An 18548-nucleotide genomic window follows, 5' to 3' on the forward strand; every position below is an offset into this window, starting at 1 on the left:
GATGACGACGGATGAACCGGGAGATCAGCGCGTCGGCCGGGCGGCGGACCTGGCGGGACGCGCTCAGGGCGTTCCTCGAGCAGCGGTGGTTCACCCGGCTGGTGCTCGGCGTGATCCTGGCCAACGCCCTGGTGCTCGGCGCCGAGACGATGGTGACCGGCACGGCGTTCGAGGTGCTGCGCGGGATCGACCACGCCATGCTCGCGTTCTTCGTGGTCGAGCTGGCGCTGCGGCTGGTCGCCACGGGACGGCGGTTCTTCCGTGACCCGTGGAACGTGTTCGACCTCGTCGTGGTCGGCGTCGCGCTGCTGCCGGCCACCGAGTCGCTGTCCGCGCTGCGTGCCCTGCGGGTGCTGCGGGTGCTGCGGGTGGTCACGGCCGTGCCGGCGCTGCGGCGCGTGGTCGACGGCATGCTGCGGGCGGTGCCGGGCATGGGCGCCGTCGGGGCGCTGCTCGTGCTGGTGATGTACGTGTCCGCCGTCATCGCGACCGGGCTGTTCGGCGAGGCCGCGCCGGAGTACTTCGGCAACCTCTGGACCACGCTCTTCACGCTGTTCCAGGCCATGACCGGTGAGGCCTGGCCCGACATCGCACGCGTCGTGATGGAGACCCACCCGTCCGCGTGGATCTTCTTCGTGCTCTACATCCTGGTGGTCAGCTTCGCGGTGCTGAACCTCTTCATCGCCGTGATCGTCAACGGCATGGAGGAGATGTCGGAGGAGGAGCGCGAGGACGACCTGCAGAAGGACGAGCGCCTGGACGCCCTCGCGGCACAGAACCGCGAGATCCTCGCCGAGCTGCGCGCCGTCCGCGCGCGGCTCGGCGAGGACGGCGACGCCGCTACCCCCGCACCACGTTGACCAGGTGCGGCGGTCGCACCACGACCCGCCGCACCACCCGGTCCCCCAGGGCCCGGACCACGGCCGGCCGGCCCAGCACGGCCCGCTCCAGGTCCTCGGCCGTCACGTCGGCGGCCACGGTCAGCCGGTCGCGCACCCTCCCGTCCACCTGGACCACCGCCTCGACCTCGGACACCACCAGCAGCGCCGGGTCGACCTCCGGCCACGGCTGCGCCGCGACCGGCGTCGTGCGACCCAGTCGTTCCCACAGCTCCTGCGCCGCGTGCGGCGCGAACAGGCTCAGCAGGACGGCGACCGCGGCGACCGCCTCGTCGCGCTCCGGCCCGGCGACCGGCCCCCGGCGCACCTGGCCCACCAGCTCCATCAGCCGCGCGACGGCGACGTTGAGCCGGCCTGCCTCGACCAGCTCGTCGACGTCGTGCACGGCGCGGTGCACGGCCCGTCGCAGGTGCGACGGCGCGGCCCCACGGGCGTCGACCGCTGCGGGCGGGCCGGCGTCCGCCAGCCGCTGCACCCGGGCCAGGAACCTCCGCATCGCGTCGGGCGACACGTCCGCCCAGTCGACGTCGTCCTCCGGCGGTCCGGCGAACAGGATCGCCAGCCGGACGGCGTCCACCCCGTACCGGTCCAGCTCGGCCGCCAGGTCCACGCCGTTGCCCAGCGACTTGCTCATCGCCCGGCCGTGGTTGATCACCTGCCCCTGGTTCAGCAGGCGGGCATACGGCTCGGGCGACGGCACCAGGCCCATGTCGTACAGGACCTTGGTGACGAACCGCGCGTACAGCAGGTGCATGGTGGCGTGCTCGACGCCGCCCACGTACAGCGCGGCGGGCATCCAGCGAGCGGCGTCCTCGGGGCGGAACGGCCCGGCGTCGTACCCGGGCGACAGGTAGCGCAGGAAGTACCAGGACGAGTCCACGAACGTGTCCATGGTGTCGGTGTCCCGCTCGGCCGGGCCGCCGCAGCGCGGGCACGTGGTCCGTACCCAGTCCCGCGCGCCGGCCAGGGGCGAGACGTCCCCGGGCACCAGCTCGTCGCCCTCCAGGTGGGGCAGCTCGACGGGGAGCTGGTCGTCGGGCACCAGCACCTCGCCGCAGTCCGGGCAGTGCACCACCGGGACGGGCGCACCCCAGTAGCGCTGCCGTGAGACCAGCCAGTCGTGCAGACGGTAGGTCGGCCCGTCGGGACCGTGCTTCCGGCCGATCCAGTTCCGCTGCATGGTCAGCACGTGCGCGGGCCAGCCGTCCTCCAGCAGGGTCATGTCGTCCAGCAGCCGGTCCGCGTAGGCGGTGGTGCGGAAGAACCACTGCGTCAGGCTGCGCGCCACCACCGCGGCGCCGCAGCGCTCGCACATCCCGTCGACCACCTGCTCGTTGGCCAGGACCGTGCGGTCGCCCGGGCACCAGTTCACCTCCGCCTCGGCCCGGTAGGCCAGGCCACGCTCGTACAGGCGGGCGAACAGCCACTGCGTCCACCGGTAGTACGCCGGCTCGTGCGTGTGCAGCCGCCGGGTCCAGTCGAACGAGACGCCGTAGCGCCGGATCGACGCCGCCTGGGTGGCGATGTTCGCCTCGGTGAAGACGGCCGGGTGCTCGCCACGGCGGATCGCGGCGTTCTCGGCCGGCAGGCCGAACGAGTCCCAGCCCACGGGGTTGAGCACGTCGAAGCCCTTGGCGCGCCAGTGGCGGGCCAGGACATCGGTGATCGCGAACACCTCGGCGTGACCCATGTGCAGGTCGCCCGAGGGGTACGGGAACATCGTCAGCAGGTAGTGGCGGGGGCGGGCGCCGTCGTCGGCCGCCGCGAAGCCCAGGGTCTCGCTCATCGTTCTCGCTCTCCGGTGCGTCGATCGGGTCCGGGCACGAAAAAGCCCCTCACGAGGAGGGGCGGCCGCACCGGGTGTGCCCGATCGAGGGCTGTCCGGTGCGGCTAGGTAAGGAGCGAGCGTGCGGTGCGCATGACGGCACGATACGTGGGCCGGACGCGGCGGGTAAAGAGCGTCCGCCCGGCCGAGGAACCGGTCGAGGAACGAGCGCCGGTTCGGTCCGCCGCCAGCGAGGTCCGAACCGGCGCTCGCGCCGGTGAGCGGGAGCACGTGGCTCGGCGTGCCCCCAGCGCACTCCGAACCACGGCTCCCGCCCGACGCGCCGGAGCTCGGCCCGCCCCCAGCGAGGTCCGAACTTCGTCCGCGTCACAGCTCTGACGCGCGCACGTCCCGGAAGTCACAGCACTTCTCGATGCATTTTCATGTGGCCTGTCTCACAGGCCTACCGGACAACGGCACCTGGCGCACGGTGAACGGCTGCCCGAGGCACCTGATCAGGCGAACCGAGGGGTGCTAATCGGACACCAGAGGATCAATCGAAGAAATTTCCCCAAGTGCTGTGACATCCGGGCGGCTCACGCGTCTGGGCTGCATGGAACACACCGAGCACCCCGAACTCGTTCGTCTGGGCGCCCAATACCTGCGCGCCTACGCCGAGGGCGATGCCGTCAAGCTGTACCGCCTCGCCGACGCGTGGGGAGCGAGCGATCTCATCGCCGCCACCTGCGAGGTCGCGCTCGCGGTGATTCACGCGACGTCCGGGCCGCAGGGCCTCGACGCGGTCTCGACGGCGTTCTCGACGAGGCGGAGATGAGCACCGATGGAACGATCGAGTACCACACCGGAAGATCCCGGCGACATGTGCGAAACCGGAGCCACGGTGCCATCATTGGCCAACGAGTCAAAACGGGACACTATGCGCAGAGGGGGGCAAGGCCGCGTGACGACAACCGGTGATCTCCGCATCGACGACTGGGTCGTGCATCGTCGTAACGTCGTGCGTTCGGTAGCAGCCCGGGTACCCGGGATCGATGCCGAGGAGGCCACCAGCCGCGCCCTGGAGAAGATGATCCGCATCGTCTCCACCGGCGGCACCATCACCGACCCCGCCCCCTACTGGCGACGCGCCGCGGTCAACGAAGCCATCTCCATGACCCGCGAGCAAGGCCGCACCACCCTCGTGGAGGACGACACCCTCGACGGCCTGACCCCACCCGCCCACGGCGCCGAGCTCGACGCCGAACGCCAGGCCGACGCCGGCATGCTCCGCACCGCCCTGGCCGACCTGGCCGACGACGACCGCCAGATCCTGTTCGACCGCCACGTGCACGACAAAGCCGTCACCGACATCGCCACCGGCCTGGGCGTCCGCCCCCACGCCGTGACCATGCGGCTACGCCGCGCCGAGGAACGCCTCGCCGGCGCGTTCGCCGCAGCCCACGCCCAGGCCGTGACCGAACCCGAGTGCCGCACCACCCGCGCCGGCATGCACGACTACCTCAAAGGCCGCATGCTGCCCCGCCGCCAGCACCGCCTCGAGGTCCACATGGACGGCTGCGCCGACTGCACCCGCGCCTTCATCGACGTCCGCGAAGTCTCCTGGATGCTCCGCGACCTCGGACAACACCTCATCGCCGGCGGCTGGGTGACCGGCGCCGTCGGAGGAGCCGCGGCGGGCACGGCGGCGGTCGCCGGCAAGCCGCAGCCGCGGACGCCCGGCAAGAAGGAGCTCGCGGTCGCCGCCGGGGTGCTCGCGGTCCTGGCCGTCGGGGGCACCGCGGTCGGGATGATCGCGAGCCAGGAGGACGAGCCGCCCGTCCAGGCCAGCGAGAACGTCGGCGAAGGCGGTGGCGCCGGTTCCGGTGGTGGCGCAGGTGCCGGTGGCGGCGGTGCGGGCGACGGCTCGACGCCGACCGAGCAGCAGCCCACGGACAAGCCGCCGTCGATCCCGCCGGCCGACCCCCAGCCGCGCCCGGCGACCACCCCGAAGGAGGACGCCGTCCCGGCGCCCGCCCCGGTCACCGAGCCGCAGCCCGAGCCGGCCGACACCGCCCCCGCCTCCGACCCCCAGCCGGAGCCCGAGGACGACACCCCCAGCACTCCCGGCCCTGGTGAGACGTCCGACCCGCCCGACGGCGGGAGCGACGCCCCCGGGACCGAGCAGCCGCCGGCCGAGCCGGAGCCCGAGGAACCCGAGGACCCGGGGACGCAGGAGCCCGAGCCCGAGGAACCGGAGACCCCCGAGGAGCCCGAGGTGCCGCCGGTCGAGCCGGAGACCCCTGGCCTCGGCACGGCCCTGTCCGACCTGCTCGCGAGCCTCGGGCTGTCCGACCTGCCGGGCATCGACCTGGTGACCACCACGCTGGACGAGCTGTGGGCACTGCTCACGGGTCTGTTCGGCCAGGCCGCCGACGACGCCGAGTCCGCGGCCGGTGACTGATGGTCCGGCGGGCCCCTGACCGGACCCGCTCGCTGCCGTGCGTCCGCGCGGCTCCGCCCGGCCCAGGGCTCGGCTCACCCGCCGGCGCCTTCCCTCGGCGCAGGTTCTCTGCGAGCATGCACGCCCGAGGTTTCGTGCACGGCGTGCTCCCACGGTGTCCGGCCGTGGGGTGGAGGGGGGTCAGGTGACCGTCACCAGCGCCGACCTCGCCCAGTGGGCGGCGCATCGTCGTGCCGTGGTGGCCGCGGTGTCCCGGCGGGTCCCGGGGGTCGACCCCGAGGTGGCCACGAGCCGCGGCCTCGAGATGCTGTGCGCCCAGCTCCTCAAGGCCGGGGGCATCACCGATCCGGTGGCGTTCTGGAGCGCGGCCGCACTGGGCGTCGCGGCGGAGATGGCACGCGAGGAGCCGGAGCCCGCGGGGCCGGAGTCTCCCGGGCCCGGGGCACCGGGACCCGCGACGCCCGCCGGCCGAGACGACGTCGCGACGGTGCCGACCCGGACCGTCGACTTCGAGGCCCTGAGCTCGGCGATGGAACGGTTGTCGGCCGCCGAACAGCAGATCCTCTGGGACCACCACGTGGGGTCGCGGCCGGTGTCCGCGATCGCCGAGGAGATCGGCATGCTGCCGTACGCCACCCGGCGGCGTCTGCGCCGGGCCGAGAACCGGCTCGCGAGCGGCTTCGCGGAGACGCATGCCGGCACGGCCGAGAACGTCGAGTGCCGGACGGCGCGCGCCGCGATGCACGACTTCGTGCGCAACCGCCTCATGCCGCACCGCCGGCAGGCGGTCGAGGACCACATGGTGGAGTGCGCCGGCTGCACGCGGGCGTTCGTCGACGTCCGCGAGTCGTACTGGATGCTGCGTGCCGCCGCGCCCGTCCTGCTGCTCGGTGCGGCCACGGCCGTGCGGACGTCCACCGCGGTCGCCGCCGGGACGGGCACGATCACCGCGGCCGTGACGGCGGTCGGGGGCTGGTTCGCCGGGGCCGGCGGCCGCGCGGCCCTGGTCGTCCGCGGCCTGCTGACCGACCCCGTCGCCCTGACGGCGACGGTCGCGGGAAGCCTGATCATCACGACGGCCGTCGGCACCGGGACCGCCGGGAACGCGGGCGCGTCGACGTCCTTCCTGGAGACAGGCGTCGTCTCGGTCAGCACTCCGCGAGACGCCCCGGCGGAGGCGCGGGGGGCTGCACCGGGTCCGGCGAAGGCGGATCCTGCGGCGGCCCCTGGGCTCACCGCGTCACGGGCGCCCGGGGCGGGTGGCGCGGACGATGTGCCACCGGGACTCGCGAAGAGCGACGGCGTGCCGCCGGGCCTGGCGACGAAGGACGGCGTCCCGCCGGGGCTCGCGAAGTCCGACGGTGTACCACCGGGGCTCGCCAAGAGCGACGGCGTGCCGCCGGGCCGGCAGAAGAAGGACAGCACAGCATCCGGCACAGGGAACGAGGACGGGGTGCCGCCCGGACTGGCCAAGAAGGACGGCGTCCCGCCGGGCCTCGCCAAGGACGACGGCGTCCCGCCGGGCCAGGCAGGCAAGGAGACGCCGCCCGGCCAGAGCAAGAAGGGCGAGGTCCCCCCGGGCCAGGCGAAGAAGTCGGAGAAGGCGGCCGGAGCCGGCGTGTCGGAGCCGGCGGAGGACGCACCGTCGGGCCCCGCGGGGCACACCGGTGTTCCACCCGGCCAGGCGAAGAAGGGTCAGGACGGCGGCAACCGGGGGCACGGCGGCAACCACGGGGACCGCTGGGGCCCGGAACGCGACGGTGAACGCACCCGCGGCCACGAGCAGCCCGGTGGCGGCACGGGCGGCGAGCGCACCGACGGGCGACACGGTCACGACCAGGAGCGTGGCCACGAACCCGGCAGCGGTCAGGAACGCTCCAGGAGGACGAGCACCTCGTAGTGCGAGGTCTGCGGGAACATGTCGAGCAGACGGCCCCGCACCGGTCGCAGCGACGGCATCTCGGCAAGGTCCTTGGCGAGCGTCGTCGCGTTGCAGCTCGAGTACAGGACGTGGTCGATCCCGGAGGACTCCAGCCACCGGGCCAGGTCGGCACCGATGCCGCGGCGCGGCGGGTTGACGATGACCATGTCCGGCAGCGCGGGGGCGCCGGGCCCGACGGCGAACTCGGTCGCGTCGCCGGCCGCGAAGCCGACGTCCGCGAACCGCTCGCCCGCGGCGCCGTCGCGTAACCGTGCGGCCGTGGCCGACGCCGCCGTCACGGCCTCCGCGCTGATCTCGATGCCCGTGACCGCCCGGCCCGGCGCCGCACAGTGCAGCGCGAAGCCGCCGACCCCGCAGTACAGGTCCCAGAGGCTCGCCGGGCGCACCTCGTCGACCCAGGCGCGGGCCTGCCGGTACAGCTCGGTGGCCACCGCCGTGTTGGTCTGGAAGAAGCTCTGCGGCCGTAGGTCGAGCGTGATGTCGTCGATGCGCATGGGCAGCGTGGTGCGCTCCGTGAGGGGGATCTCCAGGTCGCCCTCCAGGACCGCGGCGTGCGCCGGCTGGACGTTCGCCGTCGCGACCGCCAGTGCCGGGAGCTCTGCCTGGAGCCAGGCCAGGTGCTTGCGGATCCGCGCGACGGCCTCCTGGGAACGCAGCACGAACCGGACCATGAGCTCGCCGTCGGGCGACAGGGTGACCAGCACGTACTTGAGCTCGCCGCGCTGCTGCACGCGCTTGCCCCGGCCGGAGACCTGGTAGGGCTCCAGGTTCGCCCGTGTGACGAACGCGGCCAGCGGACCGAACGACGCCTGGAGCGCGGCCGGGTAGAGGCCGCAGTCGGTGAGGTCGACGCCGCGGCCGGCCCCGTCGAGGATGCCGAGCACCGGTTCGGCGACCGAACCGCTGACCACCATCTTCGCCTTGTTCCGGAAGCCGGACTCCGCGCTGCGAACGGCAGGCAGCCAGGTCAGGTCCGCGGAGACGGGTTCGAGGAGCGCGGCGACGTGCCGCTCCTTGTCGAGCACCTGGGTGGGGTAGTCGATCTCCAGGAGGGTGCAGGAGTGGCAGCGGCCGGCGTCGTAGTGGGGGCACTGCACGCACCCATTATCCAGCGCGGCGGCCGGGCCCTCGACCGGCCGGCGGGCCGGCGCTCAGCCGACGTACTCGAAGTGCCACGGCTCCTCACGACCACCGCCGGCCCGCGCCCACTCGGGATGCTCCCAGCCGGAGGCCGGCCCGTGCGCGGCGAGCCACTCGTACTCGGGGTGCCCGAACCGGAATCCGTCGTCCACCGGGACGTCGATCGCGAGCGCCCACCCGTGGTTGGACGTGCCGGGCGCGGCGACCTGGCCGCTGCCGAACTCGTCGAGCGCCTGGAGCTGCCAGTCGTACGGGCGGTAGCCGTACTCGACGCGCAACGGCTTGCCGAACTTCGCCTCGAACGCGACGCCGAGCTTCTTCCACGCGCGTGCGGCGTCGCACCGCAGGTACTGGTCCTGCCCCTCGGGTCCCACGCCCACCTTGCACAGCGTGTCCAGCGCGAGGCGTCCGTTCGACCCGTCGGCCACAGTGGCCCGCGCGTCCCAGGCCGCGGCCTCGATGGCGGCACGCGCCTTCTCGCGCCGCTGGGTCAGCTTCGTCACCGAGGCGGGGTCCTTCATGTTCGCCCCGGTGCCGAGCGCCGCCTGCCCCTCGGTCCGCTGCGCGGTGAGCGCGGCGCGGACGTCGGCGGGGGCACCCACGCTCCTGGTCCAGTCCAGCGTGTACCGGGCGTCGCGCACCGAGATCTTGAGCTGCGCGCTGACCGCCGTGAGCCGCGCCGTCGCCTCCTTCAGCTCGGCGGCCGTCCGCTGCTTCGCCTGGGCCTCCGCCTGGGCCTTGGCCTGGGCGTCCTGGCGTGCCTTCTGCCAGCCCTCGTTGGACGCCAGCACCTCCTGGGTGGCCGAGACGAGCGACGACGAGGTGGTGCGCATGGTCATCGCCCACTCCGTCGCCTTCGCCTCCAGCGCGTCCGCGTCCGCCGTCTCCGCCAGGCCGGGGGTGCCGGCCTCCGGCACGGCGGGCGGTTCGACGGTCCCGAGCTCCTTGGCTGCCGCGACGTGCGCGGCCAGCTCGGCGCGGACGGCGTCGTCGAGCACCTTGCCCTCGGTGGATGCGAGCGCCTGCTCCGCGGTGGCGATCTGCTCGGTCAGGCTCTCCTGTGCGGCGCGCCCCTCGTCCACCGCCTGCACGACGTCGGCGCGCGCGTCCGCGAGCTGCTCCGCCTCACGCCCGTTGCCCACCTGGACGAGCGCGAAGACGATGCTGCCCACCAGGGCCACCGCGGCCGCCACCAGGAAGACGAAGAGGGGGCGCATGGACCCGCCGTCCGACCGCGGGCGCCATGTCCCGGGCACAGGCTCGCCAGGCGTCGCCACCTGCGGAGATACATCCGGTTCGGCCGTCGGAGCGTCCCCGGCCGACGGTTCGTGCGACGGCGCGGCAGGTTCGGGCGACTCCGGGTCGATGGGCATGGCCGAAGTTTGGCGAATCCGGGACGCGAGCGCTAGTCGCCCGCCTGCTCGGCGAGCTTCTTGAGCTTCTCGACGTACGCCGCGGACCCGCCCGCCCCCAGGTCGGGGATGTTGGTGTTGTCCGCGTAGAGGCCCACCGACTCGTCGGTCAGCTCCCGGAGGATGTCGGCGTGGCCGGCGTGCCGGGCGATCTCGTCGGTGACGTGCACGATCAGGCGGAACAGCGTCACGTCCCCGGCCCGCCACCACGGCACGTGCCCCGGCGCGGAGAGCGGCAGGGTGTCGATGGTCTCGTCGCAGAACACCCAGGCGCGCCGGTAGAGGTCCACGACGGAGGCGACCGACTCGTCGGCCGTCGCGTACCAGTCCGCCTGGGGGTCCTCCTCGAGAACCGCCTCGGAGACGAGCTCCGCCGGGTCGGGCCACTCCCGCCCGAAGCACGACCCGAAGTAGCCGATCTCGATGTTGGCGCAGTGCTTGACGATGCCGAGGAGGTTGTTGCCCGATGGCACCAGCGGCCAGCGTGCCTGCTTCTCGGTGAGGCCCTCGAGCTTCCACACGAGGGCCTCACGCGTCTCCTGGAGGTACTTCTTCAGGATCTGCTTCTGCTCAAGCTCCGCAGCGGCCGGGTCGTCCGTCGTCTGTGTCATGCGGACAGTCTGGACCGAGCCACTGACACTCTCACCGGGTCCGGGGCACCCGGGCCCGCTTCCGCGGCCTGCGGTGCAGCCACCACTCCGCGAACAGCAGGTTGACGACCCACGACACCCACGCGGACGCGACCGCAGCGCCCTCGATCTCCGGTGCGCCGAAGCCGACCTCGGGGTCGGTCCAGGCCCCCGGGACGTAGATCATGATGAGCGCGGGACCCCAGAACCGGTTCGTCACGATCGAGAACGCCAGCGCGGTGCTGCGGACCATCCACTCGCGGTGGTCGCCGAACCGCCGCTGCCGAACCGCCCGGAACCCGAGCAGGGTGAACGTCAGCAGCAGCACCGCCAGGAACGTGTTCGCCACCTGCTGTCCCGCGCCTGCGCTCGGGAACTGTGCGGTGACCAGCGCCGCCACCCCGGTCACCACCGCCGCGACCACGTAGGTGCGGCCGCTCCAGCGGTGCACCCGCGGGTGCCGGGCGCGCAGCCAGGGCCAGAGCTGCAGCACCGCGGCGGTGAGCATGACCGACCCCGCGAAGATGTGCGTCACGAGGGCGGGGTAGAACGCGGGACCGCGGTCGGTGGGCACCAGGGAACGGGCCGGGTCCAGCCCGACGTACCGCGGCAGCGCCGTCACCAGGAACAGGCCCGTGACGATCGCGAGCGGCGCGATCCAGGGGCGGCGCCACCAGCGGACCTGCCGGGCGGCGCGGGCCGGGGCGGGCGGTGCGGACGTCGTCGTTGTCATGTCGTACCTGCTTTCGCCGGGACCGGGCGCACGCCCGGTCGGGGTCGGAGGGAGGGGGGTCAGCGCCGGGCCCGGAACGCCAGGCCGGCCGCCACCGCGAACAGGAGCCCGAGGCCGGCGCACCAGACGACGGCGAGGACCGCCGCGCCGCCCGGTCCGGTCACGCTCGCGGCGTCGCCCGCGAGCAGGCCGCGCACCGTCTCGATCACGGGCGTCACCGGCTGGTGCTCGGCGAACCCGCGCAACCAGCGGGGCAACGTGTCGACGGGCACGAACGCGCTCGACACGTACGGCAGGAACATCACGGCGAAGGAGAACCCACCCGCGGCGTCGGGCGAGCGGACCAGCACCCCCACCAGGGCGGCGAGCCACGTGATCCAGCCGACGAACAGCAGGATCATGCCGACGGCGGCGAGCCATCCCAGCGGGGAGGCCTCGGGCCGGAACCCCAGCAGGATCGAGACGCCGAACACGATCGCGGTGGTGACGAGGTTCTTCGCCAGGCTCGCGACCACGTGCCCCGACAGGACCGTCCAGGCCGTGACCGGCATCGACCGGAGCCGCTCCACCATGCCGCCGGACATGTCCCGCTCGACCGCCATCGCCGTGTTGGCGGCACCGAACCCGGCCGCCAGCAGGATCACGCCCGGGGTCACGTAGTTGATGTACTCGGTGCCGATGTCCACCGCGCCGCCGAAGACGAGCACGAACATCAGCAGGATGACCACCGGCAGCACGACCGCGGTGATCATGGCGTCCACGTCCCGCGAGACGAGCCGCAGCCCGCGGACGGTCATCGTCGAGACGTCTCTGAGCAGGTACGTCATGCCGCCACCCCCGCCGAGCTCGCCGGGCGCGCCCGACCGGTGTGCCCGGTCAGCGCCAGGAAGACGTCGTCGAGGCTCGGCGCCCGCACCTCCCAGTGCTCGGGCGTGACGCCGGTCGCCTCGACCGCGGCCAGCACCGACCGCACGTGTCCCACGGAACCGTCGGTCGGCACGCGCACCCGGGCGCCGTCGACCGTGGCGGAGGCCAGCCCGGCGGCGACGCGGGCGGCGTCGGGCGCGGAGGCGAGGACGAGCTCGACGCCGGCCTCACCGACCTCGCGCTTGAGCCGGGCGGGACCGCCCTCGGCGACCACGCGGCCGCCGTCGACGAGCGCCACGCGCCGGGCGAGCCGGTCGGCCTCCTCCAGGTACTGCGTGGTGAGGAAGACGCTGGTGCCGTCGGCCACCACGCCGCGGACGACGTCCCACAGGGCGAGCCGCGACCGCGGGTCGAGGCCCGTGGTGGGCTCGTCGAGGAACATGATCCGGGGCCTGGTCAACAGGCCCGACGCCAGGTCGAGGCGCCGTCGCATACCGCCCGACCAGGTGCCGACCCGGCGACCGGCGGCGGCGGTGAGGTCGAACGCGGTCAGCAGCTCGTCGACCCGGTCGCGCACGACCCGGCGCGGCAGGTGGGCGAGGTTCCCCATCATCGTGAGGTTCTCCGCCCCGGACAGCTTGTCGTCGACGGCGGCCTGCTGACCGGTGAGGCTGATGATCTCGCGGACCCGCCGTGCGTCCCGCACGACGTCGTACCCGCCGACGGTCGCGCGGCCGGCGTCGGGGCGCAGCAGCGTGGACAGGATGCGGACGGTGGTGGTCTTGCCCGCGCCGTTGGGGCCGAGCAGCGCGAGGACCTCGCCCTCCCCGAGCTCCAGGTCGAGCCCGTCCAGCACGGGCGGGCTCGCGGACCCGCGCCGGGCGAAGGACTTGCGCAGCCCTTCCGCGGTGACGATGGCAGCCATGGTCTTCCTCTCGACAGTTACTGTTTATGTCCTACGCGTTTTAGTGTGTGGCGTAAACAGTATGCGGTCAAGAGAGTTTCGTCCCGGGTCCGCGGTCCGATCGAGGCAGGATGGGAACCGATGAGCACCGACAGCACGCCCGAACCCACCGAACCGCCGCGCGGTGCCGGCCCGGCGGACGAGCCGCCCGCCGTCCTGCGCCGCCTCTGGGGCGCACCGGCACCACGGCGGCGCGGGCCCCGGCCCGCCCTGTCGACGGCGCGGATCGTGCGCGCCGCGATGGAGCTGGCCGACGCCGAGGGGCTCGCCGCCGTCTCGATGGCGCGCATCGCGGAGGCCGTCGGCTACACGCCCATGGCGCTGTACCGGCACGTGTCCGACAAGGACGAGCTGCTGGTCCTCATGGCAGACGCCGTGGCCGCCGACCTGCCGGACATCCCGAAGGACGACGGCTGGCGCGCCGGGCTGGAGGCCTGGACCCGCGCCCAGATCGACGTCAGCCTGGCCCGGCCGTGGATGCTGGAGCTGCCGCTGTCCGCCGTCCTGCCCGGGCCCAACCGCCTGCGCTGGATGGACCAGGCGTTCGGCGTGCTCAGCGCGGTCGACCTGCCCGCGGACGAGAAGCTCGCCGTCGTGGGCCTGCTCGCACAGCACGTCCTGGGCGAGGCACGGGTGCACGTGGAGTCCCGCCGGGCCGCCGTGCGGCAGGCCCGGCACGCCGCCGGCCTGCCCGACGACACCCCGGAGTCCGACCTGGACCCGGCGGCGATCGCGGCGGCCGACCCCTACGCCGGGTTCGACGCGATGCTCGTCCGGTTCGCCGACCCGGCGACCTATCCGCACCTGCTCGCGGCGTTCGCGGCACCGACCGCGTCCGGGACGAGCACGTCCGGGGCGAGCGCGCCGACCGACGACGACATCTCGTTCGGGATCACCGTGCTGCTCGACGGCATCGAGGCGTACCTGCGACGGCGCGGCGCGCTCCCCGCCGACGGGTGAGGCCGCCCCGAGGCGACAGGCCGCGGCGAGCGCGTCCACAGGCGGCGGATTTCGGACGTCGTGCACAGGCAGGTGCCCTGAGCCCGCGGAGTGTCAGTGGCGTACGTCAGAGTGGTGCCGTGACAAGTGACCAGCTGACCGGCACCGGGCCGGAGACCACCGTGGCGGTGCGCTGCTTCGGCGACGGCGACCCGCTCTACGAGACGTACCACGACACCGAGTGGGGTGTCCCCGTGCACGGGGAGTCCGCCCTGCTGGAACGGATCGCGCTGGAGGGGTTCCAGTCCGGGCTCTCGTGGATCACCGTGCTGCGCAAGCGACCCGCGTTCCGGGAGGTGTTCGCGGACTTCGACCCGGAACGGGTGGCCGCGTTCGGCACGGACGACGTCGAACGGCTGCTCGCCGACAGCCGTATCATCCGCAACCGGATGAAGATCGAGGCGACGATCGACAACGCGCGCGCCGTCGTGGCCCTGCACGACTCGGGCCGCACGCTGGACGAGCTGTTCTGGTCCTTCGCCCCCGCACCGGCGGACCGCCGCCGGGCCGCCACCTTCGGCGAGGTACCGGCGTCGACCGACGAGTCGAAGGCCCTGAGCAAGGCCCTGAAGAAGGAGGGCTTCCGGTTCATCGGGCCCACCACGGCCTACGCGGCGATGCAGGCCTGCGGCCTGGTGGACGACCACCTGGCCACGTGCCCCGTGGTGCTCGGCCGCGTCACCACGACCGGGTAGGGGCGGGTCGGCCGGTCGTCACAGCTCGGCGCACGGTTCGACGACCGGGAGCACCGCGTCGCGGACCCAGGCGGCGAGCGACGTGGCGGGCGGCCGCAGGATCACGGTGTCGACCCCGTTCCCGGAGAACCCGCGCATCTCCTCGACGAACGCCGCGGTGTCACCGGGACCGATCGGGGCACCGCGGTGCAGCATCGTCACGCGGATGTCGGCCGGGTCGCGGCCGACGTCGTCGCAGTGCCGGTGCAGCACGTCGAGCAGGTGGCGCAGCCGCTCCGGCGTCTCGGCGAAGAGGTTGCACGCGTCCGCGTACTGCGCCACCAGCCGGAGGGTCTTCTTCTCGCCGGAACCGCCGATCATGATCTCGGGCTTCGACAGCGGCTGGGGCGAGCACAGCGTCTCGGCGAGCCGGTAGTGCTTGCCCTCGAAGGGGCCGTCGTTGTCCGGGTCGTACATCTGGCGCGCGATCCGGACCGTCTCCTCGAGCATCTCGAAACGCTCCCGGACCGGCGGGAACGGCACTCCAAGCGCCGCGTGCTCCTTGTCGTACCAGGCCGCGCCGATGCCGAAGGTCGCCCGTCCGCCCGAGACCACGTCGAGCGACGCCACGATCTTGGCCAGCGGGCCCGGGTAGCGGTAAGTCACGCCCGTGACCAGGGCGCCGAGCTGGACCTTCTCGGTCACACCGGCCAGGTAGCCGAGCGTCGTGTAGGCCTCCAGCATCGGGTCCGACGCCGGGAAGCCCTGGTGCTCCATCTGGAAGTAGTGGTCCATCACGGAGATCCACGCGACGCCGCCGTCGTCGGCGTACCGGGCGGCGTCCGCCAGCTCGGTGCGCAGGCCGGCGGGGTCCATGGAGTCGAAGCGCATGAAGTGTGTGCCGATTCGCATGCCTCGATCCTCCTCCGCCGCCCGGCGGCGTCAAGCGGGACCGGCCATCAGGCGACGGTGCCGGCCCGGCGCCCCGTGACCTGGGCCACGACCCAGGTGATCTGCTCGGCGGTCTCGCGCGGAGTCCCGGACGGCTGCATGACATGGCTCAACGCCGACCGCACCACGAGGTCGATGACCGCCGCGACCCGCTCCGGCTCCAGGTCGACCTCGTACTGGTCCACCCTGTCCTGCACCACGACCTTGACCGTGCCGAGCAGCGACTCCGCGTGAGTGGTCAGCAGCGGCAGCAGCTCGGTGTCGGCCCCGTGCGTCGCGGAGACCACGGCACGCAGCAGAGCGTTCCCCTCGGCGAGGAGCAGCGTCTTCTCCAGGACCGCGCGGATGGCCGACAGCAAGGAGTCCGGGTGCTCGTCGAATCCCTCGGCGATCTGGACGATGAACTTGGCCGACTCCGTCAGCACCATGGCCTCCGCGAGGTCCTCCCGGCTGCCCACCGCGTTGTAGACGGTCTGCCGGCTCACCCCGGCCTCGGTGGCGAGGCGGCCCATCGTCACCTTCGACCAGCCGTCGGCGCACGTGAGCCGTGCCGCAGCCGCGATGATCCGGCTCCGGCTGGAGATCGGGTCCTCACGCGCCACGGTCGTCTCGGCCATGTACCGATCCTAGGTAACGGACACGTCACGGTGCGGGCGAAACAGGGTCCCGCGACAACGTTTCACCCGCTCACCGATTTCTGCATGCGGAGCGCCTCCGGCGGCGGCGGGCCGGCCCGCCGTCAGCTCCCGGTGGACGAAACCCCCTAGAGTGGCGGACATGGACCTCGAGGAACGCCTGGCAGTCTTCATCGACTACGAGAACCTGGCGCTGGGCGCCCGGGAACACCTGGGCGGGATGCAGTTCGACTTCGGACCGATCGCCGACGCCCTCGCCGTGCGCGGGCGCGTGGTGGCACGGCGGGCCTACGCGGACTGGTCGTACTTCGACGAGGACCGGCGCATGCTGACGCGGCACCAGGTCGAGCTCATCGAGATGACGCAGCGGATGGGCGCCTCCCGCAAGAACGCCGCCGACATCAAGATGGTGGTCGACGCCATCGAGATGGCCTTCGAGCGCGACTACATCTCCACGTTCGTCATGTGCACGGGCGACAGCGACTTCTCCCCGCTCGTCCACAAGCTGCGCGAGCTGAACAAGCGCGTCATCGGTGTCGGCGTCGAGAAGTCGACGTCGCGCCTGCTGCCGGCGGCGTGCGACGAGTTCCTCTTCTACGACCGCCTCGAGGGCGTCGAGGTGCCCGACGAGGACCAGGGTGCCCCGGCCCCCAAGCGCGGCTCGCGAGCGCGCAAGGCCCCCGCTACGACCGAGCGGTCCGGCACGCAGAAGGCACCGTCGACCTCGCGGCGCACCAAGGCGGCCGAGGCCGTGGCGGAAGCCGTGGCCGAGGCGGTCGCCGAGACCACCGCCCCGGAGACGGCGCCCGAGCCCGAGGCCAGGCCCGCCACCCGGCGGCGCAAGAAGGCGGAGCCCGCACCGGCGCCGGTCGAGGCCGCGCCGGAGGCGGAGGCCGACGTGCCCGAGCCGGAGGACGACGTGCCCATGGAGGTGCGCGTCGCGCAGACCCTGGCCGACCTGCAGTCCTCCACGAGCGGGGCCGTGACGGCCTCCGCCCTGAAGCGCACCCTGCTGCGCAAGGACCCGACGTTCAGCGAGTCGGACTACGGTTTCCGCACGTTCGGCGAGTTCCTGCGGTTCCTCGCGGACCGCGGGTTCGTCGAGCTCGCCGCGGGCCCGTCGGCCGGCGACCCGGAGGTGTCGCTGCCGGAGCAGGGCGACACGGACGCCGCGTTCGCGCTGCTGCGCGACGTCGTGCAGGAGGCCAACGGCTCCGCCGCCCTGTCCGGCCTGAAGAACGCGGTGCGCAAGCGGCGCCCCGACTTCTCCGAGAAGGCGCTCGGCTTCCGCGGGTTCCTCCAGTTCGCGAAGGCGGCGGAGACGGCAGGCACGGTCTCGCTGGCCTGGGACGACGACGCCGACGACTACCTGGTCACCGCCTGACGAGCCTGAGCCGGAGGCGCTCAGAGCACCCCCGGCACCTCGCCCAGCCTCCGCGCGAGCTCGACGCCGTCCCGCCCGGCGACGGTCGGGACCGGCTCGCCGCCGGTAGGGCTCTCACCACTGCTCGGCGCGTTCCCGGCGAGCACCTGCTCGCCTCCGGTGAGCTGCCGGATCGCGACGGCTCGTACCCGGCCGGGCCACCGCCGCACGACCCGGTCGTAGATCTCGGGGTCACGCTGCCCGTCGTCGCCGACCAGCAGCCAGCGCACCTGCGGGAACCAGGACATCAGCAGGTCGAGGCTCGCCTCCTTGTGCGCGGGGCCGCTCCGGAACCAGCCGGTCAGGGTCGGCCCCCAGTCGGTGAGCAGCAGCGGCCCGGCCGGGTACCCGTGCCGGGCGAGGAAGGCCCGCAGCGTGCCGGCGGTGTTCCAGGCGCCGGTGGAGAGGTAGAAGAAGGTCGCGTCCGGGTGCGCCTCGCGCACGGTCCGGTACAGCTCGGCCATACCCGGCACCGCGCGGCGCGCGCTGGCGTGCCGCACGAACGTGTTCCAGGCGGCGAGCAGCGGGCGCGGCACCGCGGTCACCATGGTCGTGTCGTCCATGTCGCTCACCACGCCGAACCGGACGTCGTCGCCGAGCACCAGGATCTCGGCCTCGGCCCGCACGGGTCCGGGACCGTCCGGGCACTCCAGCACCGCGGTGCGGCTACCGGCGGACAGCGGCCCGGTGACGGGCAGCTCGACGTCGACGTAGCCGGCCCTGTCGCTGACGATCTCCGACATGTTGTCCCCGAGCCGCAGCACGACGGTCCGGTGCGGGGCCGGGACGGTCAGGAAGTGGCGGAACCCGCGCCGGGCGGCGCGGGCCCGCTCCCGTTCCGGGCCTGCGTGCCCGCGCGGTGCGAGCAGCACGCGCGCGAGCACCCGCACCCGGTCCGGCGTGCCGTACCCGGTGTACGTCTCCAGCCGGGGCCGCCAGCCGAGGTGGCCGAGCAGCCACCCCGCCGCGGCGTAGAGGCGGTCCTCCACCACCGCGGCGAGGTGCAGGCGCTGCGAGGGATGCGGGGTCGGGGTGGCCACGCCCCGATTCTGGC

The 18548-nt window shown here is 73.3% G+C and carries 17 protein-coding genes; 7 read left to right on the plus strand and 10 right to left on the minus strand.

Annotated elements, in window-relative coordinates; translation table 11 throughout:
- The first annotated feature begins 11 nt into the window (after nt 1–11).
- On the plus strand, nt 12–860 hold the full coding sequence (locus ACO229_RS21465) for an ion transporter (RefSeq protein WP_423462742.1): 849 nt from the start codon (nt 12–14) through the stop codon (nt 858–860).
- Here ACO229_RS21465 and ACO229_RS21470 read toward each other — a convergent pair.
- Complete coding sequence (locus tag ACO229_RS21470) at nt 841–2685, minus strand: class I tRNA ligase family protein (protein WP_423462743.1); 1845 nt, start codon at nt 2683–2685, stop codon at nt 841–843. The genes ACO229_RS21465 and ACO229_RS21470 overlap by 20 nt on opposite strands.
- 592 nt (nt 2686–3277) lie before the next feature.
- Here ACO229_RS21470 and ACO229_RS21475 point away from each other — a divergent pair.
- From ACO229_RS21475 to ACO229_RS21485, 3 genes are all read left to right on the plus strand, one after another.
- Entirely contained in the window at nt 3278–3499 is a 222-nt protein-coding gene (locus tag ACO229_RS21475; RefSeq protein WP_397412340.1) for a hypothetical protein, read from the plus strand.
- Between the two features lie 126 nt (nt 3500–3625).
- The gene (locus tag ACO229_RS21480; RefSeq protein ID WP_423462744.1) at nt 3626–5125 is read left to right on the plus strand and encodes a hypothetical protein; all 1500 of its coding nucleotides are present in this window, start codon (nt 3626–3628) and stop codon (nt 5123–5125) included.
- A 184-nt stretch (nt 5126–5309) separates the two neighbouring features.
- Complete coding sequence (locus ACO229_RS21485) at nt 5310–7025, plus strand: hypothetical protein (protein WP_423462745.1); 1716 nt, start codon at nt 5310–5312, stop codon at nt 7023–7025.
- Here the strand turns inward: ACO229_RS21485 and rlmC are convergent.
- The 6 genes from rlmC to ACO229_RS21515 all read right to left on the minus strand — a co-directional run bounded on the left by rlmC (nt 6992) and on the right by ACO229_RS21515 (nt 12773).
- Nucleotides 6992–8164 (minus strand): 23S rRNA (uracil(747)-C(5))-methyltransferase RlmC, encoded by a 1173-nt coding sequence (gene rlmC, locus ACO229_RS21490; protein WP_423462746.1) that lies wholly within the window; start codon nt 8162–8164, stop codon nt 6992–6994. The two genes, ACO229_RS21485 and rlmC, sit on opposite strands and share 34 nt — an antisense overlap.
- Before the next feature lie 54 nt (nt 8165–8218).
- The gene (locus tag ACO229_RS21495; RefSeq protein ID WP_423462747.1) at nt 8219–9424 is read right to left on the minus strand and encodes a M15 family metallopeptidase; all 1206 of its coding nucleotides are present in this window, start codon (nt 9422–9424) and stop codon (nt 8219–8221) included.
- Between the two features lie 188 nt (nt 9425–9612).
- On the minus strand, nt 9613–10230 hold the full coding sequence (locus ACO229_RS21500) for a DinB family protein (protein WP_423462748.1): 618 nt from the start codon (nt 10228–10230) through the stop codon (nt 9613–9615).
- Nucleotides 10231–10261: 31 nt separating this feature from the next.
- A complete protein-coding gene (locus tag ACO229_RS21505; protein ID WP_423462749.1) occupies nt 10262–10981 on the minus strand; it encodes a DUF2306 domain-containing protein in 720 nt (239 codons plus the stop codon).
- Between the two features lie 59 nt (nt 10982–11040).
- A complete protein-coding gene (locus ACO229_RS21510) occupies nt 11041–11808 on the minus strand; it encodes an ABC transporter permease (protein ID WP_423462750.1) in 768 nt (255 codons plus the stop codon).
- Complete coding sequence (locus ACO229_RS21515) at nt 11805–12773, minus strand: ATP-binding cassette domain-containing protein (RefSeq protein WP_423462751.1); 969 nt, start codon at nt 12771–12773, stop codon at nt 11805–11807. Before ACO229_RS21515 ends, ACO229_RS21510 begins: the two co-directional genes overlap by 4 nt.
- A 120-nt stretch (nt 12774–12893) precedes the next feature.
- On the opposite strand from ACO229_RS21515, the gene ACO229_RS21520 reads away from it, so the two are divergent.
- Nucleotides 12894–13772, plus strand: coding sequence for a TetR/AcrR family transcriptional regulator (locus tag ACO229_RS21520; RefSeq protein ID WP_423462752.1), 879 nt, complete (start codon nt 12894–12896; stop codon nt 13770–13772).
- Nucleotides 13773–13891: 119 nt separating this feature from the next.
- Nucleotides 13892–14506, plus strand: coding sequence for a DNA-3-methyladenine glycosylase I (locus tag ACO229_RS21525; protein WP_397429293.1), 615 nt, complete (start codon nt 13892–13894; stop codon nt 14504–14506).
- Between the two features lie 18 nt (nt 14507–14524).
- Here the strand turns inward: ACO229_RS21525 and ACO229_RS21530 are convergent, their stop codons facing one another.
- Both ACO229_RS21530 and ACO229_RS21535 read right to left on the minus strand, forming a co-directional pair.
- Nucleotides 14525–15397: an LLM class F420-dependent oxidoreductase gene (locus ACO229_RS21530; RefSeq protein ID WP_423462753.1), complete on the minus strand. Its 873-nt coding sequence runs from the start codon at nt 15395–15397 to the stop codon at nt 14525–14527.
- 47 nt (nt 15398–15444) lie between these two features.
- Entirely contained in the window at nt 15445–16053 is a 609-nt protein-coding gene (locus ACO229_RS21535) for a TetR family transcriptional regulator (RefSeq protein WP_397412318.1), read from the minus strand.
- A gap of 160 nt (nt 16054–16213) precedes the next feature.
- On the opposite strand from ACO229_RS21535, the gene ACO229_RS21540 reads away from it, so the two are divergent.
- Nucleotides 16214–17455: an NYN domain-containing protein gene (locus tag ACO229_RS21540; protein WP_423462754.1), complete on the plus strand. Its 1242-nt coding sequence runs from the start codon at nt 16214–16216 to the stop codon at nt 17453–17455.
- 20 nt (nt 17456–17475) lie between these two features.
- Here ACO229_RS21540 and ACO229_RS21545 read toward each other — a convergent pair whose 3' ends face one another.
- On the minus strand, nt 17476–18534 hold the full coding sequence (locus ACO229_RS21545) for an App1 family protein (protein ID WP_423462755.1): 1059 nt from the start codon (nt 18532–18534) through the stop codon (nt 17476–17478).
- Between the last annotated feature and the right edge of the window lie 14 nt (nt 18535–18548).

It is taken from the genome of Promicromonospora sp. MS192 (assembly GCF_049532985.1).
Lineage (GTDB): Bacteria > Actinomycetota > Actinomycetes > Actinomycetales > Cellulomonadaceae > Promicromonospora.